The organism is Mycolicibacterium brumae (assembly GCF_025215495.1).
GTDB lineage: Bacteria > Actinomycetota > Actinomycetes > Mycobacteriales > Mycobacteriaceae > Mycobacterium > Mycobacterium brumae.
Map to the genome: position 1 here is coordinate 1,802,400 of NZ_CP104302.1, position 25,092 is coordinate 1,827,491.

Sequence of the window (25,092 nt, forward strand, 5' to 3'; positions counted from 1 at the left end):
CCCGCATGGGTAAGCTCAGTAAAGCCATAGAAGCAAAACTGAAGTCGGAGGCACGCTGATGACGAAGAAGATGATGCTCAAGAAGATGGCTTCGGCCGCCGCGATCGCGACCCTGCCGATGGCCGCGGTGATGGGCGTGAGCCCAGTGGCCAACGCAGTGCCGAACTGCGGCAACGGGATCTGGGATCCGAACCAGGGGATCTGCGTCCCGAACTCGAACTTCACCAACCCGCAGAACTGCGGACCGAATCATTGGTGGAATCCGTGGACGGGCACCTGCGAGATCATCGTTCGCTGATAACGCGCGTGTAGCGCGGCGTTGGCGTCCTCCAGGTCGAGGATGCGCACGATCCCGGCGATGTTGACCCCCTCGCCAACGAGGGCGACGATCCGTTCGATACGGGCCAGATCCTCGGCGCTGTAACGACGGGTTCCGCCGTCGGTGCGCGCGGGGGCCAGCAGGCCGTGGCGTTCCCACAAGCGCAGCGACTGAGTCGCGGCGCCGGAAAGCTCGGCTGCCACCGAGATGCCGTAGACGCCTTGATCAGACCGTGGGGAGGGGCGTTCTCCGGTGTCCATAGTGCGTCCTCGATCCGCTCTTGCGTCGCCACTGCGGCAGTGCTATATAAAAATCTATGACAGTTGGCATAGATACTCAATGTCGGCTGGCATAGGTAATCAACTGACACTGCACAGGAAGGATATGTGGGAGGTGGCCACCATGTTGATGCGCACGGATCCCTTCCGGGACTTCGAGCGATTCACACAACAGGTGCTGGGGACGGCTGCGCGCCCGGCGGCGATGCCGATGGACGCGTGGCGCGAAGGCCAGGAGTTCATCGTCGAGTTCGACCTGCCGGGCATCGCGACGGACTCACTCGATCTGGACATCGAGCACAACGTGATCACCGTCCGCGCCGAGCGCCCGGGCGTGAACCCCCACCGCGAGATGCTCGCCAGTGAACGGCCGCGCGGCGTCTTCTCCCGCCAGTTGGTGCTGGGGGACAACCTGGACACCGAGCGGGTGCGAGCCGAGTACGCCGACGGCGTGCTGACTCTCCGAATTCCGGTGGCGGAGCGGGCGAAGCCGCGCAAGATCGCCATCGATCGCCCTGATCAGCCGAAGGTGATCGACGCGGATTCGCTCGCCGGCGAGCCTGTCAGCACCTAGGCCTTGATAACGAGTGAGAGGAGGACCGGATCGGAAAGCGCTACGAAATCAATCAGGAACCAACCGCTCGGGACTCTCCGGAGTCCCGAGCGGATTCGTTAGCGCGAATCACGTCAGCCGGTGATATCCAGGATCTTGATCGCGAAGACCAGTGAGTCGCCGGGCTCGATGCCGGCGGCGGGCATGCCCTGCGGGTAGCCGTCAGCCGGCGTCATCGCGACCGCCACCGTCGAGCCGACGGTCTGCCCGGCGATGGCCTTCTGGAAGCCCGGCACCACACCGTCGAGCGGGAATTCGGCCGGCTCGCCACGCTTGTAGGCGCTGTCGAATTCCGACCCGTCGCGGCCATTGACGCCGAGGTAGCAGACCGACACCATCGCGGTGTCCGGGACCACCGGGCCGTCGCCGGCGTGCAGCGTCTTCACCTGGGTCTCGGTCACGCTGAAGGGCGTCTGCACCGCTACGCTGGGGGCGGCGGTGTCGGTCGAACCAATCACCGCGACGCTGCCGGTGGCGCCATCCAGGGTCCACTCCGGCGTGCCCGTGTCGGTCGGCGCCGCCATCGGGCAGCCCTCGGCCGACGCGGTTTCCGTCGACACCGGGGTGACGGACGCGGAGTTGTCCGAGCCGGAGCTACAGGCGCCCAGCGTCAGGACGAGGGCGGCGCCGGCCGCGAGAACCAGGGGAGCGCTAACGCGAGAGGAAGTCACCCGGGCCACGCTACCTCAGCGGCGTCGGCCCGCGGCGGCGCGCAGCACCGCGACCAGGAACTCCGAGTCAGGCGCGAACGGTCGCACGTCCCAGGTGGACAGCTTCAGTTCCGGGGTCAGGCCGGCCTCGGAGACGTCGGCGAAGAAATCGCCGAACTCGTAATCGCGGCCGGCCCCGAACCCGATCACCGCCCGCCCCTCGGGCGCTAGATGCGCGCGCAGCCGGGACAGCACCGCCACCCGGGTGCTGGGCGCGACGAACGTCATCACGTTGCCGGCCGACACGATCAGGTCGAACGGCTCCGGGATCCCGCGCGCGGGCAGATCCAGTTCGGCGAGATCGCCGACCAACCAGCGGGGTCCGGGGTGGTCCACCTCGGCCGCCTCGATCAGCACCGGGTCGACGTCCACGCCGACGACGTCGTGACCGGCTGCGGCCAGGTAGCCGCCGACGCGCCCGGGGCCGCAGCCGGCGTCCAGAATCCGGGAGCCGCGGGCGGCCATCGCGTCGATCAGGCGGGCCTCGCCGACCAGATCCTGTCCGTCGCGGGCCAGGGCGCGGAAACGCTCCACGTACCAGCTCGAGTGTCCGGGATCCTCAGCGACCTTCCGCATCCACAAGCTCTGCTCGACCATCAGCCCATTGTCGCAGGCGCCCCGAACGCTATGCGCCGCGCGAGGACCGCTCGAACGGCAGCCGCCACGCATGCGGCGCGACCAATTGGTGAATGGCGTTGGGACCCCAGGTGCCGGGCGCGTACATCTTCACCGGCGGCGGATTGTCCAGCAGCGGCATCGACCGGTCCCACAGCGACTCGATGCCGTCGGCCGTGGTGAACAGAGTGTGGTCGCCGCGCATCGCGTCGAGGATCAACCGTTCGTAGGCCTCCAGCACCTCGTCGGCGTGGTCGGTCTCACGCACCGAGAACTGCATGGACAGCTTCTGCAGGCGCATGCCAGGCCCGGGACGCTTGCCGTAGAACGACAGCGACACCTTCGTCTCGTCGGCCAGGTCGAAGGTCAGGTGATCGGGGCCCTCGCCGCCGATCCCCGAGCCGGCCGGGAACATCGACTTCGGGGTTTCCTTGAACGCGATGGAGATGATCCGCATGCCCTCGGCCATCCGCTTGCCGGTGCGCAGATAGAACGGGACACCGGCCCAGCGCCAGTTGTCGATGCGGGCGCGCATGGCGATGAATGTCTCGGTGTCGGATTCGGGGTGCACACCGGGCTCTTGGCGGTACCCGCTGTACTGGCCGCGCACCACATCCGAGGGCAGGATCGGCTCCAGGGAGCGGAAGACCTTGTTCTTCTCCTCGGAGATGGGGCCCGACTCCAGCGCGGTGGGCGGTTCCATCGCGACAAACGCCATCACCTGGAGCAGGTGGGTGACCACCATGTCGCGGTAGGCGCCGGTCGGCTCGTAGAACGCCGCGCGCTCGTCGAGTCCGAGCGACTCCGGAACATCGATCTGGATGTGATCGATGAAGTTGCGGCTCCAGATCGGTTCGAACAGGCCATTCGCGAACCGGAACGCGAGAATGTTCTGCGCCGCCTCCTTGCCGAGGAAGTGGTCGATCCGGAAGATCTGATTCTCATGGAAGGTCCGGTGGATGTCGGCGTTGAGCGCGACCGCGCTTTCCAGGTCCTGGCCGAACGGCTTCTCCATGATGACGCCCGCGTGCTTGACCAGTTGCGACTCCCGCAGCGTCTCGATACAGGCGGTCGCCGCGCGCGGCGGCACGCTCAGATAGTGCAGCCGCCGGGCACCGGGGCCGAGGTCGGCCTCGGCGGCGGCGACCTTGTCCGCCAACGCTTTCGGGCCCGCCGTCTGCGGAACATAGGACAGCATCGGCGCGAACACCGCCCACTGCTCGTCGGTCAGCTTCCGCGCGCCGACGGCCTCGATGGACGTGCGCACGAACTCCCGGAACTCGTCGTCGGACATGTAGTCGAGCGAGGTGCCGACCACGCGCAGACCGGCGACCAGCCCTGAGACGGCCAGGAATCCCAGTCCGCAGAGCAGCTTCCGGCGGGACAGGTCTCCGGTCGCGCCGAACAGCACGACGACGTGCGGCCCGGCCTCCGGACCGTCCTTGCGTGAACGGGCGGTGGGACTCGGGTAGGCGATGGTCTGTGCGGCGCGGTCACCGGCGGCGAGGGGACTCTTTTTCGACCTTGGACAATGATCGTGACTGCGCGCCGATCGCGCAGGATAAGCCCAAAGTTGACTGGCGTCAGAACCGGGCGCAGCACGGGCTCTGGGCCCGGATGAACGCGCGCCGACCGGCGTCGGTGACCGCGACGTAGTCGATATCGCCTGCGTTGTCGTGGCGAGTCTCGATCAATTCCCGCTCGGCGAGGTCGGCGAAGGTGGTGAGCAGGTCGGTCACGTCACGGCCCAGCGCGCGGGCGCATTGCGCGGAACCGATGTGCCCGGGCGCCGCGAATAGGTAGGCGACGACGGCGAACTCGGGCGGCGACAGCGACTCGGCCGGGGCGACGACGCCGACGACGGCGTGATCGCCGTCGGCCCGGGTGCGTCCCCATCGCCAGAACCCCATACCTCGACTAGTACACCGCCGGCGGGGTTCGGGCAACCATCACCGCTGGTCCAGGTGGGTGCGCACGGCTTCGGCCATCCGCTCGACCGCCCCGGTGAGGATGTCGGGCGAGGTGGCGAAGTTGAGCCGGACGTGGTCGCGTCCGCCGGCGCCGAAAGCGTGGCCGGAATTCAACACCACCCGGGCCCGCTCGACGAAGAAGGCGCCCGGTCCGGCGCCGGGATCAAGCACCCCCGGCGTCGGGTGATCGACATCCGGGACGCCCAGCGCCGCGCAGTCCAGCCAGGCCAGATAGGTGCCCTGGGGCCGGTGGTAGCCCAGCTCGGGCAGCCGCGCGCTGAGCAGCTCGCCCAGCAGCGTTCGATTGCGTTCCAGGTCGGCCATCAGGTCGTCCAGCCACGGGCCGCCGTGGCGCAGCGCGGCGGTGTGGGCGATGACGCCCAGGTGGCTGGGTCCGTACTCGACCACCTCCGGAAGCGCCCGCAGATCCGCGGTCGCGGCCGGGCCCGCGATGATCAGGGCGGACTTGATGCCGGCGAGGTTCCAGCCCTTGGTCGCCGAGAGCAGAGCGAACGCCGCCTCCGATCCGTCGACCGACAGGTACGGGGTGAACACCGCGTCGTCGAAGATCAGCGGCGCGTGGATCTCGTCGGAGACCACCCGCAGTCCGTGCCGGTCGGCCAGCGTGGCGACGGCCTCCAACTCGGCGCGGGTGTGCACGACGCCGGTCGGGTTGTGCGGATTGCACAGCAGGAACACCGGATTCACGCTGTCGGCGCGAGCGCGCCGGAACGCGTCCTCGAGGGCGTCGAAGTCGAGGCGGCCGGCCTCGGTCATCGCCACCTGGAGCAGGCGGCGGCTCGCGTCGGCGACATACAGCGCGAACGGCGGGTACAGCGGGGCGCCGACGACGACGGTGTCGCCCGGCTCCGAGAGCACCCGCAGCACCGCTTTGAGCCCGTTCATCACGTCGGCGGCCTGCCGGGTCCGGGCGACGTCGAGGCCGTCCCAACCCCAGCGGGCGGCGGCGAACCCGGCGGCGGCCTCCGCGTAGGCGTGGCCCGATGGGTACCCGGTGTCGCCGAGAGCGATCGCTTCGGTCAGCGCGGCGGCGATCGGCGGGGCCAGCGGGGTGTCCATCTCGGCGACCCACAGCGGCAGGGTGTCCGGCGGATACGCCCGCCATTTGATGCTGGTCCGCTTGCGCAGTTGCTCCAGCGAGAGCGTGGTCAGGGGCGTGCCGCTCATGACCGCTCCGTTCCGTCGGCGACGGCGAAGGAGATGACGTCGACGGGATCGTCGTCGGACAGGCCCGGGTAGAACTCCCGCAACCCGGCCTGCAGTTCGGCGACGTCGTCGAACCCGTCGGCGCGCGCGTGCGCCACGGTGAGCGCCCCGAATCGGGTGTTGAGCACCTCGGTGATCCGCGCGTCGATGGTGACGACCTCCCCGCTGTCCTTCTCGAAAACCAGCGCCGCGGGCCCGACGTCGAACGGGTCGTCGGCGCGGATGGTCAGTTGCTTGACGCCGCTGCGGATCACGTTCTCGAATCCCTCCCACATATAAAGGCGCTGCGGTTCCTTGAGCGTGCGCCAGTCGAAGGCGTCCGGCAGCAACTCGGCCACCGGCCGCGCCTCGAGTCCCATCGGGGTGCGGACCACGCTGCGGATGGCGGGGTCGAGATCGAAGAAGATCTGCCGGCATTTGCCGCACGGGGCGATCACCGACCCGGTGGGCCCGTAGGCGGCCGCGGTCGCGACGATCGGATCGTCGGGGTGTGTCGAGGCGTGGTTGGACAGCGCAGAGATCTCGCCGCAGGGGCCGCCGGTGAAGTGATGGGTGTTGAGCCCCAGAATGATCCGTCCGGAGCGGGTCAACACCCCGCCGGCGACGGTGTGGTCGGTGTCGTTGTGCCGGAGCCGGGCGTGCGTGACGGTTTCGCGGACCAACGCGCGCAGGTCAGCGGTGAGCATCTCTGCAGGCTACAAGCCGGGAGGCGGCGCTGTCCGCGATCGTCGGGCATCGTCGCTGGTCCAGTTAGGATTTCCCGGTGCATCGGACCGCACTGCTGCCTCGCCTCGCGCACGTCACCACTGTGCTGGCGGCGATTGCCGTGCCACTGGTCGGGTGGTTCTTCGGCGGGTGGTCGGGGGCGACGACGCTGGTGGTGTACTGGGCCGAGACGCTGGCGATCTGCGTGTTCGCCTGGGCGCGGGTGGTGGCGCACCAGCGGCTGGCGCCCCGGCGCGGGCATTATCGCTACCAGGCGCCCGGCCCGAAAAGCGGGAAGCCGAGCTCGTTCGCGTCCGGGTTTTTGCTGACCGCCGGCGCGTTCAGCTTCGCCCACGGGGTCTTCATGGCCGCGATCATCTTCCTGCTGCATCGCAACGGCTACCGAGAAATCGCCGAGATCGACTGGCGCAGTGTGGGTCTGGGCTGTCTGTCCGTCGTGGCCTTCCTGCTGCTGGATTTCCTGGTGGATCTGCCGACGCTGCGCGAGTGGTCCTTCCGCGACGTCGAGCTGACCGCTAACAGGGGTCTGAGCCGCGTCGTCGTCATTCACCTGACGCTGATCCTCGGATTGGCCGGCGTCGCCGTCACCGACGCGCCCGACACGCTTTTCGGGGTGTTCGTCGTGCTCAAAGCCCTCACCTCGCTGAGCTGGGCGCTGCCGCAGTGGGAGCCGAAGACGCCGCCGAAGTGGATGAGCCGGGTGCTCAACCGGGTGCCCAACGTGCGTCCCGGCGAACGGTTCGAGGACTTCTGGGCCAAGGAGAACACCGCCGAACTCAATCGGCGCGAGCGCAACGACGAGCCCTGGACCTGAGTGAAACGGCTTGGTTACGAGCACAGTTCGCGCCGCGCGCAGACCACGGTTGGCGATACGTTATAGACCGCCAGATCTACGAATGGGGGAGCGCCCGTGACAACAGTCGCGCTGTATCTGCTGATCACCTTCGGTCTGGGCGGTCTCGCGATGGCGGTGCGGCTGCCACCGCTGGTCGGATTCCTGACCGCCGGTTTCGTCATCAACGCGCTGCACCTGGACAAGGTGCCCGAGATCGAGATCGTCGCCGACCTGGGTGTCACGCTGCTGCTGTTCGCCATCGGCCTCAAGCTGAACGTGCGGATCCTGCTGCGCAAGGAAGTCTGGCTGACCACCTCGGTGCACATGCTGATCAGCGTCGTCCTGGGCGGCGGGGCGCTGTGGATCGCGTCGGTGCTCGGGGTGGCCATGCTGGCGGGCCAGAGCCTGCAGACCATCGCGTTGCTGGCCTTCGCGCTGTCGTTCTCCAGCACCGTGTTCGTGGTGAAGGTGCTCGAAGAACGCGGCGAGTCCTACTCGCTGTACGGCCGGATCGCGATCGGCATCCTCGTCATGCAGGACATCATCGCGGTGGTGTTCCTGACCGCCACCAGCGGACACCTGCCCAGCCCGTGGGCGATCGCTGTGCTGGCCGGGTTGTGGCCGCTGACCTGGGTGGCCCGCAAGATCTGGAGCCGGCTGGGCCACGGCGAGATGCAGGCGTTGTTCGGCATGGTGATGGCGTTCGTGCCCGGCTACGCGCTGTTCACCGCGGTCGGGCTCAAAGGCGACCTGGGCGCCCTGATCATGGGCGTGCTGCTGGCCACCCACCCGTCGGCCTCGGAGTTGGCGCGATCGCTGTTCCACATCAAGGAGTTGCTGCTGGTCGGCTTCTTCGTGTCCATCGGCCTGACCGGGCTGCCGGACCTGCCCACCATCGGGGTGGCGCTGCTGATGGTGCTGCTGCTGCCGTTCAAGGGCATTTGGTACGGGATCTCGCTGACGATGATGAAGGTGCGCTACCGCACCGCCATGCTCGCCGGACTCAGCCTGATGAACTACTCGGAGTTCGGCCTGATCGTGGTGTCCGTCGGCGTGTCGATTGGACTGTTGGCGCCGGCCTGGCTGGTGGAGATGTCCATCGCCGTCGCGCTGAGCTTCGTGGTGTCGGCGGTGTTCAACGGCCGCGGCCACCTGTTGGTGGAGAAGCTCGCCGCCCGGTTGCCGGCCCAGGACGAGGCCAAACTCACCCCCGAGGAGCGCCCCGCCGACGCCGGCGACGCGGAGGTCGTCGTGATCGGCACCGGCCGGGTCGGGTTGGCCACCTACCGACGTCTCACCGAGCACTACGGGTTGCGGGTGGTCGGCGTCGACTACGACGGGCCACGCGTGCAGCTGCTCAAGAGTGAGGGCTACCGGGTCATCGAGGGCGACGCCACCGACTTGGACTTCTGGAACCGGCTCCGGCATTCGGACTCGGTGCGCACCGCGGTGCTGGCCATGCACCGGCACGGCGCCAACGTCACCGCGCTGGAGTGCCTGCGGGAATCGGGCTTCAGCGGCAACGTCGCCGCCGTCGCGCGCTACGACGACGAGGTCGCCTGGGCCAAGGAACACGGCGTCGGCATCGCGTTCAACATCTACGCCGGCGCCGGGCTGGAGCTCGCCGATCAGGTCGGGGAGTCGGACCTGGCACGGCGCGCCAAGGAGATCGGGCAGTCCGAGTCCTCCTAATGCGGGTTCGGGGCGTGGCTGGTGTTGAGCTCAACGTGCACTGACTTCGTGTTCGCCCTGCGGCGAGTGAGCATTGGCGGTCGTTTCCGGGGGCGAGCGTGCAGTGACGGTCGTTTCCGCGGGCGAGCGTGCACTGAGGTTCGCTGAACGTCGCGAGCGGGCACTCCCGTCCGCGTTTCCCCAGGTGGGGGCGAACGCCACTGCACCCTCGTCACGCGGAAGTGGGCCTGGCTGCACGCTCGCGGCCAAATCCGACAGTGATTGCACGCTCGCCGCCGGTACCGACAGTGATTGCACGCTCGCGCCTCCGAAACCGACCGTGGATGCACGCTCGCGGCCGAATCTGACCGTGGCTGCACCCTCGCGCCGCTGCTACGAGATGCGACGACGCACCTGCTGATCGATGGTCAGGCATAGCCCGGGTCGGCGTCGCGGTCGATGAATACCGAACGGCTCAGTCAGTGGTGAGCTGCTGGGCGAGCATGACCAGGATGCCGCTGGGGCCGCGCAGGTAGGTGAGTTTGTAGATGTCCTGATAGTTCGCCACGCCGCGCAGCGGGTGGCAGCCGTGACGCGCGGCGATCTCCAGCGCCGCGTCGATGTCGTCAACGGAGAACGCGACCCGATGCATGCCGATCTCATTGGGCAGTGTTGGCGTGGTTTCGATCGCCTCCGGGTGGACGTACTCGAACAGCTCGAGGTGGCCGTGGCCGTCCGGCGTCGCCAGCATCGCGATCTTCGCGTGATTGCCGTCCAGGCCGACCGCGGTGTCGGTCCATTCACCGCGGACGGTGTCGCGGCCGATGACCGCCAGGCCCAGGTCGGTGAAGAACGCGATCGCGGCGTCCAGGTCGCGAACAGCGATGCCGACGTTCTCAAGTTTGATGGCCACGGTTGCGACGGTACCGATGCCCCGACGCGCACCGCGCGCCCGTCGAGCGGCTCCGGTCGGCCGCCGCGGGCTTGTAGGCTCACCGGCGTGCGCACAGATCGGGAAAACATCGCTGGACCTGCGGTGATCAGTCGGTGAGCGCGACTCTGGTCGCCAAGGACGTTGCGGGCGGGTACGCGCACCGGGTGCTGTTCGAGCACCTGGACCTCACCGTCGCGCCGGGCGATGTGGTCGGCGTGGTCGGCGCCAACGGCGCCGGGAAGACCACTTTGCTGCGGGTGCTCGCCGGTGACCTCGCCCCACTGGAGGGGAGCATCTCCCGGACCCCGACCGACGCCTTTGTCGGCTGGCTGCCGCAGGAGCATGAGCGGGTGCTCGGTGAGACTGTTGGGCAGTACGTCGCGCGACGCACCGGATGTGCTGCCGCCGCGTCGGCGATGGACGCCGCTGCCGAGGCGCTGGCCGATCCGGACGCGCCGACATCGGCGGCCGACGATTACGCGCTCGCCCTCGATCATTGGTTGGCCACCGGCGCGGCGGACCTCGACGATCGACTCGGCGCGGTGCTGGCCGACCTCGGCCTGGACCAGTCCGCGGTGGCGCCCGGGGACGCGTTGATGACGAGTCTGTCGGGCGGGCAGGCGGCTCGGGTCGGGTTGGCAGCCCTGCTGTGCTCGCGGTTCGACATCGTGTTGCTCGACGAGCCCACCAATGATCTGGACCTCGACGGACTGGACCGGCTCGAGGAGGTGGTCAACGGTGTCCGCGGCGGTGTGGTGCTGGTTAGCCACGACCGAGAGTTCTTGTCTCGCAGCGTGACTCGGGTGCTGGAGCTCGACCTGGCACAGCACACCAACACCGTTTACGGTGGCGGGTACGACAGCTATCTGGAGGAACGCGAGGTCGCGCGTCGGCACAAGCGTGAGGAGTACGAGGAGTTCGCCGAGAAGAAGGCGGACCTGGTCGCCCGCGCGCGCACCCAACGCGAATGGTCCAGCCAAGGGGTTCGCAACGCCATCCGCAAGTCACCGGACAACGACAAGATCCGACGTCGGGCCGCCACCGAATCCAGCGAGAAGCAGGCCCAGAAGGTTCGGCAGATGGAAAGCCGGATCGCCCGGATGGAGGAGGTCGCCGAGCCTCGCAAGGAGTGGGTGCTGCAGTTCACCATCGGCGCCGCGCCCCGGTCGAGCACGGTTGTCTCGACGCTGAACGAGGCGGTGGTGCGCCACGGGGACTTCACCCTCGGACCGGTGTCAATTCAGGTGAACGCCGGTGAGCGGATCGGGATCACCGGTCCTAACGGCGCCGGGAAGTCGACGCTGCTGCGCCTGCTGCTCGGGCAGCGGATACCGAATGCCGGCACCGCGCACCTCGGCGCGAACGTCGCGATCGGCGAGGTGGACCAGTCCCGCCGGCTGTTCAGCGGTCCGGAGCCGCTGGCGCAGAGGTTCGAGGCGCTGACGCCCAACTTCACCGTCGAGCAGGTCCGGACCCTCCTGGCCAAGTTCGGGCTGCGGGCCGACCATGTGGAGCGCCCGGTGGCCGAGTTGTCGCCGGGGGAGCGCACCCGGGCGGGGCTGGCGCTGCTGCAGGCCCGAGGGGCCAATGTGCTGGTGCTCGATGAGCCGACCAACCACCTCGACTTGCCGGCGATCGAACAGCTGGAGTCGGCGTTGGACTCCTACGAGGGCGCGCTGCTGCTGGTCACCCACGACCGGCGAATGCTGGACAATGTCCGGGTTGACCGCTATTGGCGCGTCGAGGACGGCCGCGTCACCGAGTTGTGAGGCATTGCGTCGGGCGCCCGAGGACCTGAGCGGCCCCGGCGTGCGGGAAGCTGCGCGATCGATTCGGATCAACGGCTCAGACCCGGCCAACCGAATGCGACATTCGGTTATAGTCCGGCTGGGCGGGTGGTTCAACCGCGCGTCGAGGATCCAAAGGAAGACCCGAAAGGAAACCCATGAGGACGATCGCAAGCACAAGAACCGCTGTTGTGGCCGGCGTGGCCGCCACGGCCCTGATCTTCGCCGGCTGTGCCAAGAGCGACGACAGCACGACCTCGGACCCCGCAGCCACCTCCGCCGAGGTGAGTGCCGCGCCGACGCCGGAGATCCCGTCAAGCCTCGCCGAGTCCGCCAGCGAGGTGGCCGAGCCCACCGAGGTCACGATCACCGGCGAGCGCGACGTCGAGGTGACCCTCACCGGCCCGATCGCCGCTCGGTACTCGTCGGCGACTGAGGAGGAGAAGACCGCCCTCGGCCTGCCGCTGACGGGCGACCGCAACGCGGGAGCCCGTGAGAGCGGGATGGCGTTCCAGCAGTTCCAGGGTGGCGTGATCACTGCCGTGAGCGAAGACCCGGGCAGCCCCGCCTACATCACCTGGGGCAAGATCCGCGACGCCTGGAACATCGAGCGCGCCGCGGACGGCACCCCGGACATCTCCGGCGACAATGGGTCGGTGGGCCCGCTCGGCGCCCCGACCAGCGACGAACTGACCGAGGGTGATCTGAAGGTGACCACCTTCCAGCACGGCAAGATCACCTACAACCCCACGACCGACGTGGTCGAGGTGACCGTCAACGGCAACGTGGTGCCATCGGGGCTGTGATTCGTCGAGGTCGGCTGGCTCAGGCGTTCGTCCGGCCCGATGACGGCGATGTGTCCGGGTACGGACTCATCGGCATGAAGTAGTCGTTGCGGTAGTTGTAACGCTCCCGCTGACTGCGCGGGGACAACTGCTGAGCCGGGGCCGTCACCGGCGCGTGCCACTGCGGCATCATGACGCCGGTGTTCGGTTGCGGGGGCGCCTGATCGAATCGACTGTCGTCGGCGGCTGCGGTGGCCGGTAGTGAAATGGCCAATGCCGCGGCGAATGCGCACGTGGTCAGCACCGTCTTCATGTTCTTCATCGGTCCCGTTCCTCTCTGGATGCGACGTCGTCGTCGCTATCCAGTGGTGTCCTCGAAGAGGCGGAGCGTTACACGGTCAGCGCCAGTGCTTGAACGCGTCGAGCAGCCGCGTCCGGAACTCCGGCGCAAGCTCGACCGCGTCGATCCGGCTGACGACGCCAATCGTGGCGCGCATCTGCTGGAGGTAGTTGTCGCAGCCGTCGCACTCGATCAGGTGCTCGTCGAACCGCGCACGCGATTCCAGATCGAGTGACCCGTCCAGGTAGGCGGTGACCAGTTCGACGAGCTCATTGCAATCCAATGGGTTCACGACGCATCCCTTAGGTAGGTTTCGAGGGTTTGTCGGATCACCGCGCGACCGCGATGAAGCAGCACCCGCTGATTGGCGGCGCTGATACCGAGCAGTGCGCACACCTCGGTGGAGTCGAATCCCAGCATGTCACGCAGGGTCACCACGATGCGCTGCCGCTCGGGCAGCGAATCGAGGCCGCGCTGAGCGACCTCGGCGAGTTCGCCGCTCAGGGCCGAGCCTTCGGGGGAATCCGGAAACGGCGCTGGCGTCTCCGCCTCTTTCCAGTGCCCGGGATACTCGTCGCCGGCGGCGCGGAATCGCTCGGGATCCACGGTTCCGCCGGTGAACGCTTTGATCTGGGAGTCGAGGCGCCTCCGCTCCTTGAGGCCGCGGGCTTTGGCGATATTGACCAGCACCGTGAACAGCCAGGTACGCAGCGACGACCGTCCCTCGAATCTGTCGAGGCCGCGCAGCAGCGCGATCCAGGTCTCCTGCACTACGTCTTCGGCGTGTTCCTTGCTCGGCACGTAGCCGCGAGCGACGCGCAGCATTGCAGGCGTGTGACGGTCGACGAGGCAGGCGAAGGCGTCCTGGTCGCCGGCCAGCAGCGCCGCGACCAGGATGCCTTCGTCGTCCGAAACCGGTGTCTCGGCCATGGTCACGAGGCGACGTTACTCTTCCGGCCCCCGGAATTGGTCGCAGCCAGCGCGTCGCCGAGAGTCCACACCGCAATGCCGAGCAAGGCGACATCTTTGATCAGGAACTGTCCGGTCATGCTCAGCCATGGGAATCCGCCTTCGGCGGCGTCCACGACTCCGGGCGTGGTGAACAGGAAGCTGACGGTGGCCGTGAACAGTCCGATCGCCAGCACACTGCCGACGGCGGATACCTTCGGCAGCCACGGCCTCACCGCGAGCAACGCCGCCGTCGTCACCTCGACGACGCCGAGCAGCGACGAGAAGGTGGTGACCGAGAAGATCTCGTACAGCCAGCTCATCACGGGGCTGTTCGCGACGAGCGGCTGGATGCCCTGGGCCTCGTATTGGGTGAACTTCAGCACGCCGATCCAGCCGATCACCAGAGCCAGCCCGTAGCGGGAGATCTCGGCTCCGACGCGCCTGACATTGGCTTCCCGCGACGGGCTTTCGACAGTGTTCGGGCCTGCGGTCATTGCGGTCTCCTCCGGGCTGGGGCCGACGGTGCGTCGGCCGGTGCAGAGGTTCAGTGCCGAGACGCCGGCTAAGCGTTACAGTCGCGGGCCGCCGCCGCGGTGATGCGATGGTCGGGGCGCCGAGGTTTCGCGACGGTTTCGGTTCCGCAAAGGTGCCGCACGATGGGGGCCCGTCGGCGTGATTCGGCCCGCGCGGGCTATACCGTTGACTGTCATGGGAGCTGTGGGTAGGCGTGTGATGCGTTGGCGCGCAGCGCCGCACGTGACCGCGGCGGCGCTGCTGGTGGCGATGCTGGGACTGCCGACCGCGCCGTCCGCGCACGCGGCGACGGCGACCGCGCAGTTGTCGGTCTCATCAACCTGGCAGACCGGTTTCATTGCACATTTCACCATCACGAACTATGGCACGACACCGATGACCGATTGGCGGCTCGAGTTCGACCTCCCGGCCGGGGAGTCCATCCGGCACAGCTGGAGCAGCAGCGTCACGCAGTACGGGACGCGATGGATTCTCACCCCGGCGAATTGGAACCGGATCATTCCGCCCGGCGGCACGGCCACCGGAGGCATGAGGGGAGTGCTGTCGGGCTGCTACGTCCCGCCGTCGAACTGCCTGCTCAATGGGCAGATTCCCTGCAGCTGATCACCCGGTATCGCAACGCGATTGCTCCGGATCCGAACTCACGGCGATCCACCAGTTCGAGTTCGACTCGATCGCGCAGTCCGGCGAGCAACGTCGGCCCGTGCCCGGCGATGACCGGTTGCACCACGAACTCGTACTCATCGATGAGGCCCAAGTCGGCCAACGCCAGGGGGAGGGTCACCCCGCCCACCCACAGGCGCTCGCCCGGCTCCTGCTTAAGTCGCTGAACTGCCTGCGCCAGTTCGCCTTTCACGAACTCGGCGTTCCAATCGAGGTCAGCCATGGTGCTGGACACGACGTGTTTCTTCGCCCGGTCGATGGCCTCGGCGAACGGGATCTCCCACTGCTGCATCCAGTCGGGCCACCCGCCCGTGGCCGGCTTTCGCCACGCCGACCTCATCATCTGATAGGTCACCCGACCGAACAGCAAGGCGTCGGCCTGCGCCATCTCGTCGGTCCAGTACCGCATCGACTCCTCGGTCGGCGCGACCCCCGCCTCGTGATGACAGCAACCGTCGAGAGTGACGTTGATCGAGTATCGGAGGGTTCTCATCACGATGCTCCCTTGGGTTCGCGCATCCGGCCGACTTCAGGTTACTGCCCACCCCAATGAGATCGAATGGTCGCGCAGAACCGCGGCGTCTGATGTCGTTGAGTGCTGACCTCAACGAAGGAGTCGATCGTGACCGTTGGCTGGGACGACGCCGTGGCGGACTGGCGTGGATTCGCGGCACTGCCGGGAGACGACGCAGCCGACGCTTGCGTCGTCGGGCTGGGCGCATCGGGGCTGGCGGCCATCGAAGCGTTGGCAGATCGCGGTCTGTCGGTGATCGGGGTCGACGCCGGCCGGGTCGCCGCCGGAGCCGCGGGCCGCAACGGCGGGTTCCTGGCCGCCGGTCCGGCGCCCGGGCTGCACCTGGCTATCCGGCGGTGGGGGAATGTCGCCGTGGACCTGTATCGCGAAACGCTCGCCGAGATCGACCGGCTCGAAGCGCAACTCGGTTCGGCGATCATCCGACGGGTCGGATCGATTCGACTCGCCGGGCTGCCCGGCAGCGCGACGTCGGATGACGAAATCCGCGACCGTGAAACAGAACTCGCCGACTGCGCGCAGCAAGCCGCCGCGCTGCGTGAGCACGGCATCGCGGTCGAGGACTATGACGGAACGCTCGGTCGCGGCCTGTACCTGCCCGACGACGCCGCGACGAACCCGGCTCTTCGCGCCGTCCGAATCGCGTTGGCCGTCTCGCAGCGTGCCGTCCTGCACGAGCACACCCGCGTGCGACGAGTCCAATCACATTGTGTTGAAACCGATCACGGAACGATCAGCGCCGAGGTCATCGTTGTGGCGGTGGACGGTCGGCTGGAGCTGGTGGTGCCGGAGCTGGCGTCCCGGGTGCGGTCGGCGCGGCTGCAGATGCTCGCCACGCGGCCCATCGAACCCGGACGGTTGCCGTGTCCCGTGGTCGGACGCTGGGGCTATGACTTCGCCCAGCAACTGCCCGACGGTCGATTGTTCATCGGCGGGGGACGTGACCGCTTCGCCGAGTCAGAGTGGACAACGCAGACCGAACCCACCGAGGAGGTGCAGACCTACATTCACGAACTGGCCCAACGCATCTCGGGTGGCTGTGTCGAGGCGACCGATCGGTGGGCCGCTTCGGCCGGTTTCACCGACGGTGGCCGACCGCTGTGCGCCCTCATCGACGAGGGGGTTGTGGCGGTGGGTGGGTACAGCGGTTGCGGCAATCTCATCGGGCCGATCGCGGCGCGCGCAGCCGTCCGCCACGTTCTCGACGGCGTGACGCCACCGACTTGGTGCGCGTCGCTTCCCTGATTGGGCGGTCACGGAGGGTTTCGGCGGATCACCCCAGGATCGCGCGCGCCGCGCGCTCCGCGATGAGCATGACCGGGGCGTTGGTGTTGCCGGAGGTGATGGTGGGCATCGCCGACGCGTCGACCACGCGAAGTCCGGCGACGCCGTGCACGCGGCAGTCGGTGTCGAGCACCGTGGCCGGTGACCGCGGTCGGCCGTGGGCGTCAAAAGCTCCCATCGCGCAGGTGCCGACCGGGTGAAAGATCGTGGTGCCCAGTTCGGCGGCGGCGCTGCGAAGATCGTCGTCGCTGACCAGTTGCGGCCCGGGCAGCAACTCCTGCGGGTCGTAGCCGGCCAGCGCCGGCGCCGCCATGATCTCCCGTGTCATTCGGAGGCCGCGGACGGCGATGTCGCGATCGGTGTCGGTCGACAGGTAGTTGCAGACAATCTTGGGGTAGACCAGCGGATCGGCGCTGGCAATGCGCACGTGGCCTCGTGAACTCGGCCGCAGATTGCAGACCGAGGGAGTGATCGCCGCGAAGGGGTGCAGCGGCTCGCCGAACTTGGGCAGCGACAGCGGCTGCACATGCCACTCCAGGTCGGGACTGGCCAGTGCGGCATCGCTTTTGGCGAAGGCGCCCAACGTCGATGGCGGCATCGTCATGGGTCCGGAGCGCAGTGACATGTACTGCAGTCCCATTCCCGCGCGGGTGAACCAGTTGCGGTACAGCGTGTTGACGGTGCGGGCGCCGCGCACCCGGTAGACCGTTCGCAGCTGCAGGTGGTCCTGGAGGTTCTCACCCACGCCCGGCAGATCGACGGTCACTGGGACCTGATGGCGGGTGAGCAACTCGGCGGGGCCCAGACCGGATACCTGCATCAGCTGCGGTGAGCCGATGGCGCCGGCGCTCAAGATCACCTCCCGGCCGGCGCGGGCGTCGACGATCTGGCCATCCTTGAGCAGCCGCACGCCGATGGCGCGGTGCGTGGCCGAGGTCCAGGCGCCGCGACGCCGGTCGTCGGCGACCCGATCGTCGATCAGCAGCCGCAGGGCCTGAGTATGGGTGTAGACGGTGAGATTCGGTCGGTGGGCGACGGGATGCAGGAAGGAGTCGGCCATTGACCAGCGACGACCCCGGCGCTGATTGACGTGGAAGTACGCGCTGCCGGAGTTGTCACCGCGGTTGAACTCCTCGATCGGGGCGATGCCGGCCTGGGCAGCGGCGGCCTGCCAGGCGTCCAGAACTCTCCAGCGCACCCGTGGCCGCTCCACGCGGATCTCACCGTCGGCGCCGTGCCACTCGTCGGCTCCGCCGAAGTAGGTCTCCAACTCCTTGTAGATCGCCAGCGTCTCGCCGGCGCTGTCCGGGCCGCCCCACAGCCAACGATCGTCACCGGTGGCCTGCGCCCACAGGGCGTAGTCGGAAGCCTGGCCGCGCATATGGATCATGGCGTTGATCGACGAGCAGCCGCCGATCACCCGTCCCCGCGCGTAGTGAATGCTGCGGCCCGCCAGGCCCGGGTCGGCCTCGGTGGTGAAGCACCAGTCGGTGCGGGGATTGGCGATCGTGTACAGGTAGCCCACCGGCACCTTGATCCAGAACAGGTTGTCGCGACCGCCGGCCTCGATCAAGAGCACCCGGTGCTCGGGGTTGGCGCTGAGTCGGTTGGCGAGCAGACAGCCCGCGCTGCCCGCGCCGACGATGATGAAGTCGAACTCGGTGGCGGGGCTCATCAGCTGAGCACGACCGGAAACTTCGCCGCGGCGAGTTCTCCCATCGCGTCCCGTTCGATCGCGGTTGGCGCGCGTCGCCCGGTGCCGATCAACAGCGCGTCCTCGTCGCCGAACGCGTCGGGGAGCGCGGTCCCGACGATGGTTTCCAGCATTCGCCGCGACTGCCGTAGACCCTCGACCGGGGGATGCGCCGCTCGGGGGAGGTGGGTGATCAGATCGAGGTGGTGCAGCGTCCACTCCAAGACATAGCCGGACAGGTAGTCGCCGGCGGTCAGCACTTGCCCTTGGGTGCTGACCCGCATCATCGGGTCGACGAGACCTGCGGCACGGCCGGCGGCGGCCCCGATGTCCTCGAGGTGAAATTTCAGCAGCTCCGGTTGTTGGTAGGCGGCGGCCAGCCGGATCGTCAGCGCGTCCAGCGGGTCTTCGCCGGTCGGTGGCGTTGTGCTGACTGTCCAGTAGGTGATGGCGTCGTGGGTTGCCTCGTCTGCGGTGGGGGTTGACAGCGTGATCAACACATCCTGCGCGTCGATTATCAAGTGGCACACCAGGTCCCGCACCAGCCAGCCGCGGCATCCGGACGGCGACGCGAAATCTCGGTCGGCGAGGTCGGCGACGGTCGAGCGCAGTGCCTGCCACGTGAGCGAGAAGGGGTTCATCGATGCCATCATGGCGCCCTGCGGCGTGTCGGTCGCCATGGGCGCCGGGTGAGGTGGGCACCCGTGGTGGCGGGTACGGGCACGTGCGAACCATCTCCGCCCATGTGAGTGGCTCCAGGTCTGGTGTATATTGTGGTGTATGAAGCGCACCAACATCTATCTTGGTGAGGCGCAGACGGCCAACCTGGACAGGCTGGCCGACCAGCAGGGAATCTCCCGCGCTGAGCTGATTCGCCAACTGCTGGATCGGGCTCTGAGCAACGCGGACGACAGCCTGGCCGCGGATCTTGACGCAATCGACACGTCGTTCGGCGCTCTGCGCGAGGTTGATGCGCCCGATCGTGGATCGGGTAGCCGTGAGGCGCACCTCGAGCAGATGTGGCGCCGCACGTCGTGAGGCTGGTCGACTCGGACGTCCTCATCGCTCACCTGCGTGGCGTGGCGCCGGCGCGTGACTGGCTGCTGGCTGCCCGAGCGGAGGGCCCGTTGGCGATCAGTGTGGTGTCCATAACCGAGTTGATCGGCGGGATGGTTAGTGCGGAGCGCCGGGAAGTGTGGCGGCTGCTCGCCACATTTCGCGCTGAGCCGGTCACTGAGATCATCGCGCGTCGAGCGGGCGACTTCATGCGGGAGTACCGGCGCAGTCATACCGGTATCGGTTTGGGCGACTACCTGATCGCCGCCACGGCCGATATCAACGGCTATGAGCCGGCGACGTTCAACGTCAGACACTTCCCGATGTTCAAGAATCTGCGTCCGCCGTTTGAGTTCTGAATGGACAATCGCCCGATACCGCAGCCCGGCGATCTTGAGTCGGTGCGCGATTCCTACGACCGGGTCGCTGACAACTACGTCCACATGGTCACGACGACCGGGGTGGGGGACATCCGCGCGCATCCGTGGCTGAAGGCCGCCATCGACGCGTTCGTTGACACGGTGGCCGGCGTCGGTCCGGTCCTGGACGTGGGTTGCGGACCGGGCGCGGTGACGTCGTATCTGACCGAACGTGGAGTTGACGTGTCGGAGTCGACTTGTCACCGCGGATGATCGAGCACGCGCGGCGCCTGTATCCGCAGTGCGCGTTTGCTGTCGCCTCAGTGACCGAGTTGGACCTGGCCGAAGCCTCGCTGGGGGGAGTGCTGGGGTGGTGGTCGCTGTTCAATCTCCCGCGGGACGTCCTTCCCGAGGTGCTGGCGTCGTTTGCCCGAGCGCTGCGTCCCGGCGGTCAGTTGATCGTCGCGACGCACGTGGGCGACGACGATGTCGCGCGCACCGAAGCCTATGGCGGCGTGCCGGTTTCATGGACCACGCATCAGTGGCGGCCGGAGCAACTGGCCAGTCTTTTGGTGGCGGCCGGGCTGCGGCCGGTCGCCGAACTTCGTTTGCCGGCAGACGAAGTCAGCGGGCCGGCCGTGGTCATTGCCGCGACGCGGTCAGGGGACGGCTCGGCCGACGCGTAGCCGCACTCGCACTCGATCGCCGTCGTCGACGCCTTCGGAACGGCGCAGCGCGATCTTCAGCGGCACTAGATAGGCTCCGTCTTTCGGCATGAGTGACGTCGTCACTTCGGTGTTGCCGATACGCACACGCGCCGGAATGCAACCCCACCCGTAGGCCAGCTCGCCCAGATGAGCGTGTAGGAAGTCGTCAATGTGCGCGGGCGTGGCGGCGAAGAAATACGGTGCGGGGCCACGCCATTGGAACACCTCGGCGACAAACTCCCACTCCACAGGCCCACACTACGACGGCCGGCCCAGCAGCGTGCGGCCCGCGTGACCGTTCGCCCGACTGGTCCTTGGAAGCGGGGCGGGAGGTGGGCCGGCTGCCGTGATCACAACCAGGCTCATCGCCTTGTTCAATATGAGTTGGACCGGCTGATGTCCGCTGATGTCGACGCCGATTTCGGCCAGCGCCTGTGCTGAGAGCTGGTTGACGGCAGTTTTGGCGTGGGTGCCGGCCGAAGTGATACGGATGTTCGGGCTGGCGGCGTGGCGCATTAGTCCGGCGGCCATGACCGATTTTCCGGCGTTGCTGACGCAGACGAACAACACAGTGGTGTCAGCCATGATCGGTGTGTTCCCTTCGTGTTTCGTCGGCTACTGACTGACGGGCACGTTGAGTTCGGCTAGCAGGTGGTGGATGCGTTGGTCTATCTGGTCGCGGATCGGGCGGACGGCGTCGAGGCCTTGGCCGGCCGGGTCGGGCAGTTCCCAGTTCTCGTAGCGCTTTCCGGGGAAGATCGGGCAGGCGTCGCCGCAGCCCATGGTGATGACGACGTCGGCGGCTTGCACGATTTCGTCGGTCCAGGGTTTCGGGTATTCCCCGGTGATGTCGATCCCGACCTCGTGCATCGCTTCGATGGCCGCCGGGTTGACCTCGTTGCCGGGCTCGGATCCGCCCGACCAGGCGATGGCGTTGTCGCCGGCGTAGTGGGTGAAGTATCCCAGCGCCATTTGGGAGCGGCCGGCGTTGTGGGTGCACAGGAACAGCACGGTGGGTTTGCCGTCGCTGAAGTGGCCTTCGACCCTGGCGAGGGCGTGCAGGCGTTGGCGGGCGAACCGTTCGGCGAGCAGGGGCAGGAAGTTGGGAATGCTGGCGCGGCCGGTGAATTGGTCGTAAGAGGTGTGCAGAAACCGTTCGATGGTTTCGGTGCCAAAGGTGTCGGCGAACTCGGCTTCCAGCCGGGTGGCGGCGGTCTTCAAGGCGAGTTTCTGGTCGATCGAGCGGTCGGCGCGCAGTTGATGGGTGACGGGGCTATCGGTCATGAGCTGGTGTCCGTTTTCGTCGTCGAGCCGGTGGCGGGGAGATGTTGGGAGGTGTGGTGGTGGAACCGTTTGCGCAATCCCAGGGAGACGTAGACCAGGGCGACCAGGACCGGGACTTCGATCAGCGGCCCGACGACGCCGGCCAGCGCTTGGCCGGAGGTGGCGCCGTAGGTGGCGATCGCCACGGCGATGGCGAGTTCGAAGTTGTTGCCTGCGGCGGTGAACGCCAGTGTGGTGGTCCGTTCGTAGCCCAGGTCGAGCAGGGCGCCGAGGAGGTAGCCGCCGCCCCACATGATGGCGAAGTACGCAAGCAGGGGCAGGGCGATGCGGGCGACGTCCCACGGGTGGTTGGTGATCTGATCACCTTGGAGGGCAAAGAGAATCACGATGGTGAACAGCAACCCGTAGAGCGCCCACGGCCCGATCTTGGGCAGGAACCGCGTCTCATACCAGTCACGTCCCTTGGTTTTCTCGCCGATGCGGCGGGAGAGGTAGCCTGCGGCAAGCGGGATACCCAGGAAGATGAGCACGGATTTGGCGATCTGCCAGGGCGAGGTCGAAATGGTGGTCTGTTCCAGGCCGAGCCAGCCGGGCAGCACCGACAGGTAGAACCAGCCCAACACGGCGAACATGATGACCTGGAAGATTGAGTTGAGCGCGACCAGCACGGCGGCGGCTTCGCGGTCCCCGCAGGCCAGGTCGTTCCAGATGATGACCATGGCGATGCAGCGGGCCAGCCCGACGATGATCAGTCCGGTGCGGTATTCGGGCAGATCGGGCAGCAGCAGCCAGGCGAGGGTGAACATCAATGCCGGGCCGAGCACCCAGTTCAGGACCAGCGAGGAGAGCAGCAGTTTGCGGTCGCCGGTGACGGTGTCGAGGCGGTCGTAGCGGACTTTCGCCAGAACCGGGTACATCATGATCAACAACCCGAGTGCGATGGGTAGCGAAATCCCGTCGATCTGAACGCTTTCCAGCGCGGTGTTCAGACCGGGGATCCACCGGCCGAGCAGCAGGCCGGCGACCATCGCCGCGCCGATCCAAACCGGCAGGAACCGGTCCAGGGTGGACAGCTTGCCGACGACCGGGGGTGCCGTGGTGGTGGTGTCGGTCATGCCGACACCTCGGCCGCGGTCTCGGTGCCGAGCAGGATCGCGAGGCTGGCAAGAGCGTCGGGCACCACCGCGTAGTACACCCACGACGCCCGGCGCTCCGAGGTGAGCAGCCCGGCGTCGCGCAGCACCTTGAGGTGGTGACTCACGGTCGGTTGGGAAACCTCCACGCCGGCCGAGATGTCACAGACACACGCTTCGCCGCCTGCGTGGCTGGCGATCGCCGAGAACAGCTGCAGGCGAACCGGATCGGCCAGCATCCGTCTGTGTCAACCTGGGCGACACCTTGGGCGCCGATGCGGGTGTAGGCCGCGTGGTCCTGCAGGTAGTCCTGGGCGTCCTCGACCGCGCGGGTGTGGCACTTCTCGATGATCTCGGCGATGTGCAGCGGGGCCAGCGCGTAGAGCGCGGAGACGCTTTTCACTGGCGTGTAGGTCATGTCGTAGCCCGCCACTGAGGTGGTGAGCTGGCGGGTGCCGCGGGCAATGTATCCGGTCAGTTCGCGTTCGTCGGCCGGGGGTCGGCCGTGTTCTTCTTCGAACATCTCGCCCGCGATGCGGGTGCGCATCGCGGCCCGCTGTTCCTCATCAATGGGGGCGTTCCAGTGCTTGCCTTGGCTGAGGTTGTGGTCGCGGAACGCAACGGCAAGCCGTTGCTGCAGCGCGGTTTCCCCGGCGTTGACGTGAAAGGGACGGCCGAGTTTGACCGCGGCCAGCGCACCGTTGCGGGTCGCGCCCTGGGTCATCAAGTGCCGAGCCAGCGGAGTCGCGTTGGGATGGACTCCGAGACCGAAAAGGTTCTTCATCTGATCCTCGGTGACCTCGGACCCGGCCTCGACGTTCCACAGTTGCGCGCCTTGGTCTGTGTAGGCGCGGTGCTCCATCCCGGCGGCCAATCCGGCAAGGCCGCGTCCTGCCCACCGTCCGGGTGTCTCCCCCTTCGAGGAGTAGTAATCCCCGAGGGAATCAGGTCCTGTGTGGGTGCGGTCATGGGCGGCGACCTGCCGCACCAGATACAGGTATCCGGTGCCGGCAGTGAGCTTGTGAATGCCCATCACAGCTCGGACGTTAAGCAGCGATGATGACGATCCCAAGCCGCGGACACCCCTGGCCGCACAGACCTCGTTACCGTTCCGTGACCTGAGTGCAAGAGGTGTGTGGGACAAACGTGGGCTGGCAGATGGAGGTGCTGGTGGGAAGGGGTGTGGGGCGGAAGGTGGGCTGTAGTGAGACGTGATGGGGTAAGGGGGAGTTGGAGGCGTGATTACGTCAGCAGGGCTGGTTAGAGTCCGCAACCATGGGCAAAGCAACGACGAAATCAGGGAATCTGCAACGGGCTTTGGAGGCGCGGCGTCGCGCGAATGCTGAGAGGGAGGCGCGGGAGCGCGCGATCGTGCAATCGCTCAAGGAGTTCCTCGACGAGCTGGACAAGCTGGAGCACGCCGAGCAGTCCGCAGCTAAAGATGAGGCGGCGGCGCGGACCAGGGCCGAGGAACAGATCGCCCGGATCGAAAGTGAGTTGAACGAACGGCTGGAGCGGATCCGGCAGAGCGCGCAGGAGAAGGCGACGACGATTCGGCGGACGGCCGGCGCGGCAGCACAGGTGATGCGCACCAACGGCGAAACAATCGCCAGCATCGCCGCACAGAGTGGTCAGACGCAGACGCAGGTGCGAGAACTGTTGCGCCTGGCCGACACTGAGCAGCACGACGCCGGCGAACAGACACCGCAGGACGCGCACGCCGAGAATTCGGCGACGGTCCCCAATGGGGGCGCCGATACCCCGGCGTCGCTCAGCGAAGCGGCGCAGATGAGTGAGGGGGTCGCGGCGGTGGATGATCCGGCGACCGAGGCGCTGAGCGCCTGACGGGCAGTCGCGTGAGTACCCCCAGTCGGCGGCGACAGGGCCGCGACTTGGTGGTCGACCCGATACGTCATGGCAGTGAGATCGCACGGTTCTTCGCACACGTGGTGCGTGGTCCGGGGCGACAGGACTGCTGGCTATGGACGGGCGCCATCGGATCAGATGGGTACGGGCGCTTCGCATTGCGGCGTGGCGGCTGGCGGCACGTGATGATGGTGCGGCCGCCGCGCTATGCGCTGGCGGT

33 protein-coding genes and 1 pseudogene are annotated in these 25,092 nt (G+C 67.5%); 13 read left to right on the plus strand and 21 right to left on the minus strand.

Annotation, left to right across the window (positions count from 1 at the left end; translation table 11 throughout):
- Positions 1-58: 58 nt before the first annotated feature.
- Positions 59-298 carry a hypothetical protein gene (locus L2Z93_RS08735; RefSeq protein WP_234786263.1) on the plus strand — a complete coding sequence of 80 codons (240 nt, stop codon included), beginning with the start codon at positions 59-61 and terminating at the stop codon, positions 296-298.
- Here the strand turns inward: L2Z93_RS08735 and L2Z93_RS08740 are convergent.
- The gene (locus L2Z93_RS08740; protein WP_090593091.1) at positions 250-579 is read right to left on the minus strand and encodes a MerR family transcriptional regulator; all 330 of its coding nucleotides are present in this window, start codon (positions 577-579) and stop codon (positions 250-252) included. The genes L2Z93_RS08735 and L2Z93_RS08740 overlap by 49 nt on opposite strands.
- Before the next feature lie 142 nt (positions 580-721).
- On the opposite strand from L2Z93_RS08740, the gene L2Z93_RS08745 reads away from it, so the two are divergent.
- Positions 722-1,171, plus strand: a complete 450-nt coding sequence (locus L2Z93_RS08745; RefSeq protein ID WP_090593158.1) for an Hsp20/alpha crystallin family protein — start codon at positions 722-724, stop codon at positions 1,169-1,171.
- A gap of 113 nt (positions 1,172-1,284) precedes the next feature.
- Here the strand turns inward: L2Z93_RS08745 and L2Z93_RS08750 are convergent, their stop codons facing one another.
- The 6 genes from L2Z93_RS08750 to L2Z93_RS08775 form a co-directional block, all read right to left on the minus strand.
- Positions 1,285-1,881, minus strand: a complete 597-nt coding sequence (locus L2Z93_RS08750) for an FKBP-type peptidyl-prolyl cis-trans isomerase (RefSeq protein WP_090593161.1) — start codon at positions 1,879-1,881, stop codon at positions 1,285-1,287.
- 15 nt (positions 1,882-1,896) lie between these two features.
- A complete protein-coding gene (locus tag L2Z93_RS08755) occupies positions 1,897-2,517 on the minus strand; it encodes a class I SAM-dependent methyltransferase (protein WP_090593094.1) in 621 nt (206 codons plus the stop codon).
- 28 nt (positions 2,518-2,545) lie between these two features.
- Positions 2,546-4,012, minus strand: a complete 1,467-nt coding sequence (gene zwf, locus L2Z93_RS08760; protein WP_090593096.1) for a glucose-6-phosphate dehydrogenase — start codon at positions 4,010-4,012, stop codon at positions 2,546-2,548.
- Positions 4,013-4,118: 106 nt separating this feature from the next.
- The gene (locus L2Z93_RS08765) at positions 4,119-4,445 is read right to left on the minus strand and encodes a hypothetical protein (protein WP_090593098.1); all 327 of its coding nucleotides are present in this window, start codon (positions 4,443-4,445) and stop codon (positions 4,119-4,121) included.
- 39 nt (positions 4,446-4,484) lie between these two features.
- Positions 4,485-5,693, minus strand: coding sequence for a MalY/PatB family protein (locus tag L2Z93_RS08770; RefSeq protein ID WP_090593100.1), 1,209 nt, complete (start codon positions 5,691-5,693; stop codon positions 4,485-4,487).
- Positions 5,690-6,418, minus strand: coding sequence for an ASCH domain-containing protein (locus L2Z93_RS08775; RefSeq protein WP_090593103.1), 729 nt, complete (start codon positions 6,416-6,418; stop codon positions 5,690-5,692). Before L2Z93_RS08775 ends, L2Z93_RS08770 begins: the two co-directional genes overlap by 4 nt.
- A 77-nt stretch (positions 6,419-6,495) precedes the next feature.
- On the opposite strand from L2Z93_RS08775, the gene L2Z93_RS08780 reads away from it, so the two are divergent.
- Positions 6,496-7,272 (plus strand): DUF6498-containing protein, encoded by a 777-nt coding sequence (locus L2Z93_RS08780; RefSeq protein WP_234786264.1) that lies wholly within the window; start codon positions 6,496-6,498, stop codon positions 7,270-7,272.
- 96 nt (positions 7,273-7,368) lie between these two features.
- Positions 7,369-8,985, plus strand: a complete 1,617-nt coding sequence (locus L2Z93_RS08785; RefSeq protein ID WP_090593106.1) for a cation:proton antiporter domain-containing protein — start codon at positions 7,369-7,371, stop codon at positions 8,983-8,985.
- A gap of 454 nt (positions 8,986-9,439) precedes the next feature.
- Here L2Z93_RS08785 and L2Z93_RS08790 read toward each other — a convergent pair whose 3' ends face one another.
- Positions 9,440-9,877 carry a VOC family protein gene (locus L2Z93_RS08790; RefSeq protein ID WP_090593108.1) on the minus strand — a complete coding sequence of 146 codons (438 nt, stop codon included), beginning with the start codon at positions 9,875-9,877 and terminating at the stop codon, positions 9,440-9,442.
- A 134-nt stretch (positions 9,878-10,011) separates the two neighbouring features.
- On the opposite strand from L2Z93_RS08790, the gene L2Z93_RS08795 reads away from it, so the two are divergent.
- Positions 10,012-11,667, plus strand: coding sequence for an ABC-F family ATP-binding cassette domain-containing protein (locus L2Z93_RS08795; protein WP_090593111.1), 1,656 nt, complete (start codon positions 10,012-10,014; stop codon positions 11,665-11,667).
- Positions 11,668-11,843: 176 nt separating this feature from the next.
- Positions 11,844-12,491: an LGFP repeat-containing protein gene (locus L2Z93_RS08800; protein WP_090593114.1), complete on the plus strand. Its 648-nt coding sequence runs from the start codon at positions 11,844-11,846 to the stop codon at positions 12,489-12,491.
- Between the two features lie 19 nt (positions 12,492-12,510).
- Here L2Z93_RS08800 and L2Z93_RS08805 read toward each other — a convergent pair whose 3' ends face one another.
- The 4 genes from L2Z93_RS08805 to L2Z93_RS08820 all read right to left on the minus strand — a co-directional run bounded on the left by L2Z93_RS08805 (position 12,511) and on the right by L2Z93_RS08820 (position 14,255).
- Positions 12,511-12,792 (minus strand): hypothetical protein, encoded by a 282-nt coding sequence (locus L2Z93_RS08805; RefSeq protein ID WP_090593117.1) that lies wholly within the window; start codon positions 12,790-12,792, stop codon positions 12,511-12,513.
- 76 nt (positions 12,793-12,868) lie between these two features.
- A complete protein-coding gene (locus tag L2Z93_RS08810) occupies positions 12,869-13,102 on the minus strand; it encodes an anti-sigma factor family protein (protein ID WP_306439033.1) in 234 nt (77 codons plus the stop codon).
- On the minus strand, positions 13,099-13,740 hold the full coding sequence (locus L2Z93_RS08815) for an RNA polymerase sigma factor (RefSeq protein WP_090593174.1): 642 nt from the start codon (positions 13,738-13,740) through the stop codon (positions 13,099-13,101). The genes L2Z93_RS08810 and L2Z93_RS08815 overlap by 4 nt, the downstream gene beginning before the upstream one ends.
- 2 nt (positions 13,741-13,742) lie before the next feature.
- On the minus strand, positions 13,743-14,255 hold the full coding sequence (locus L2Z93_RS08820) for a YkgB family protein (protein ID WP_090593120.1): 513 nt from the start codon (positions 14,253-14,255) through the stop codon (positions 13,743-13,745).
- Between the two features lie 214 nt (positions 14,256-14,469).
- Between L2Z93_RS08820 and L2Z93_RS08825 the strand changes: the two genes are divergently transcribed.
- Entirely contained in the window at positions 14,470-14,898 is a 429-nt protein-coding gene (locus L2Z93_RS08825) for a cellulose-binding domain-containing protein (RefSeq protein WP_090593123.1), read from the plus strand.
- Here L2Z93_RS08825 and L2Z93_RS08830 read toward each other — a convergent pair.
- On the minus strand, positions 14,873-15,451 hold the full coding sequence (locus L2Z93_RS08830) for a dihydrofolate reductase family protein (protein ID WP_090593126.1): 579 nt from the start codon (positions 15,449-15,451) through the stop codon (positions 14,873-14,875). The two genes, L2Z93_RS08825 and L2Z93_RS08830, sit on opposite strands and share 26 nt — an antisense overlap.
- Before the next feature lie 129 nt (positions 15,452-15,580).
- On the opposite strand from L2Z93_RS08830, the gene L2Z93_RS08835 reads away from it, so the two are divergent.
- Positions 15,581-16,735 carry an NAD(P)/FAD-dependent oxidoreductase gene (locus tag L2Z93_RS08835; protein WP_162562031.1) on the plus strand — a complete coding sequence of 385 codons (1,155 nt, stop codon included), beginning with the start codon at positions 15,581-15,583 and terminating at the stop codon, positions 16,733-16,735.
- A gap of 28 nt (positions 16,736-16,763) precedes the next feature.
- Here L2Z93_RS08835 and L2Z93_RS08840 read toward each other — a convergent pair whose 3' ends face one another.
- The gene (locus L2Z93_RS08840; RefSeq protein WP_090593133.1) at positions 16,764-18,449 is read right to left on the minus strand and encodes a GMC family oxidoreductase; all 1,686 of its coding nucleotides are present in this window, start codon (positions 18,447-18,449) and stop codon (positions 16,764-16,766) included.
- Positions 18,449-19,108 carry a maleylpyruvate isomerase N-terminal domain-containing protein gene (locus tag L2Z93_RS08845; RefSeq protein WP_090593177.1) on the minus strand — a complete coding sequence of 220 codons (660 nt, stop codon included), beginning with the start codon at positions 19,106-19,108 and terminating at the stop codon, positions 18,449-18,451. Before L2Z93_RS08845 ends, L2Z93_RS08840 begins: the two co-directional genes overlap by 1 nt.
- Positions 19,109-19,247: 139 nt before the next feature.
- On the opposite strand from L2Z93_RS08845, the gene L2Z93_RS08850 reads away from it, so the two are divergent.
- Genes L2Z93_RS08850 through L2Z93_RS08865 form a run of 4 tightly spaced genes read left to right on the plus strand, consistent with a single transcriptional unit; the run spans position 19,248 to position 20,568 of the window.
- Complete coding sequence (locus L2Z93_RS08850) at positions 19,248-19,505, plus strand: ribbon-helix-helix domain-containing protein (RefSeq protein WP_090593136.1); 258 nt, start codon at positions 19,248-19,250, stop codon at positions 19,503-19,505.
- Positions 19,502-19,882 (plus strand): type II toxin-antitoxin system VapC family toxin, encoded by a 381-nt coding sequence (locus L2Z93_RS08855; protein ID WP_090593180.1) that lies wholly within the window; start codon positions 19,502-19,504, stop codon positions 19,880-19,882. The genes L2Z93_RS08850 and L2Z93_RS08855 overlap by 4 nt, the downstream gene beginning before the upstream one ends.
- A 42-nt stretch (positions 19,883-19,924) precedes the next feature.
- On the plus strand, positions 19,925-20,155 hold the full coding sequence (locus tag L2Z93_RS08860; protein ID WP_234786265.1) for a class I SAM-dependent methyltransferase: 231 nt from the start codon (positions 19,925-19,927) through the stop codon (positions 20,153-20,155).
- The gene (locus L2Z93_RS08865; protein ID WP_234786266.1) at positions 20,152-20,568 is read left to right on the plus strand and encodes a class I SAM-dependent methyltransferase; all 417 of its coding nucleotides are present in this window, start codon (positions 20,152-20,154) and stop codon (positions 20,566-20,568) included. Before L2Z93_RS08860 ends, L2Z93_RS08865 begins: the two co-directional genes overlap by 4 nt.
- Here L2Z93_RS08865 and L2Z93_RS08870 read toward each other — a convergent pair.
- From L2Z93_RS08870 to L2Z93_RS08895, 6 genes and pseudogenes are all read right to left on the minus strand, one after another.
- The gene (locus tag L2Z93_RS08870) at positions 20,542-20,838 is read right to left on the minus strand and encodes a DUF1905 domain-containing protein (RefSeq protein WP_090593139.1); all 297 of its coding nucleotides are present in this window, start codon (positions 20,836-20,838) and stop codon (positions 20,542-20,544) included. The two genes, L2Z93_RS08865 and L2Z93_RS08870, sit on opposite strands and share 27 nt — an antisense overlap.
- 9 nt (positions 20,839-20,847) lie before the next feature.
- On the minus strand, positions 20,848-21,174 hold the full coding sequence (locus L2Z93_RS08875) for an arsenate-mycothiol transferase ArsC (RefSeq protein ID WP_090593142.1): 327 nt from the start codon (positions 21,172-21,174) through the stop codon (positions 20,848-20,850).
- A 30-nt stretch (positions 21,175-21,204) separates the two neighbouring features.
- Positions 21,205-21,873, minus strand: coding sequence for an arsenate reductase ArsC (locus L2Z93_RS08880; protein WP_090593145.1), 669 nt, complete (start codon positions 21,871-21,873; stop codon positions 21,205-21,207).
- Entirely contained in the window at positions 21,870-22,988 is a 1,119-nt protein-coding gene (arsB, locus tag L2Z93_RS08885) for an ACR3 family arsenite efflux transporter (RefSeq protein ID WP_090593148.1), read from the minus strand. Before arsB ends, L2Z93_RS08880 begins: the two co-directional genes overlap by 4 nt.
- A pseudogene (locus tag L2Z93_RS08890) lies at positions 22,985-23,248 on the minus strand (ArsR/SmtB family transcription factor); the annotation flags it as partial. The pseudogene L2Z93_RS08890 and the gene arsB, both read right to left, overlap by 4 nt.
- Complete coding sequence (locus L2Z93_RS08895; protein ID WP_234786267.1) at positions 23,131-24,039, minus strand: relaxase domain-containing protein; 909 nt, start codon at positions 24,037-24,039, stop codon at positions 23,131-23,133. The gene L2Z93_RS08895 and the pseudogene L2Z93_RS08890, both read right to left, overlap by 118 nt.
- Positions 24,040-24,281: 242 nt before the next feature.
- On the opposite strand from L2Z93_RS08895, the gene L2Z93_RS08900 reads away from it, so the two are divergent.
- Positions 24,282-24,851, plus strand: coding sequence for a hypothetical protein (locus tag L2Z93_RS08900; RefSeq protein ID WP_051226815.1), 570 nt, complete (start codon positions 24,282-24,284; stop codon positions 24,849-24,851).
- Positions 24,852-25,092 lie beyond the last annotated feature (241 nt).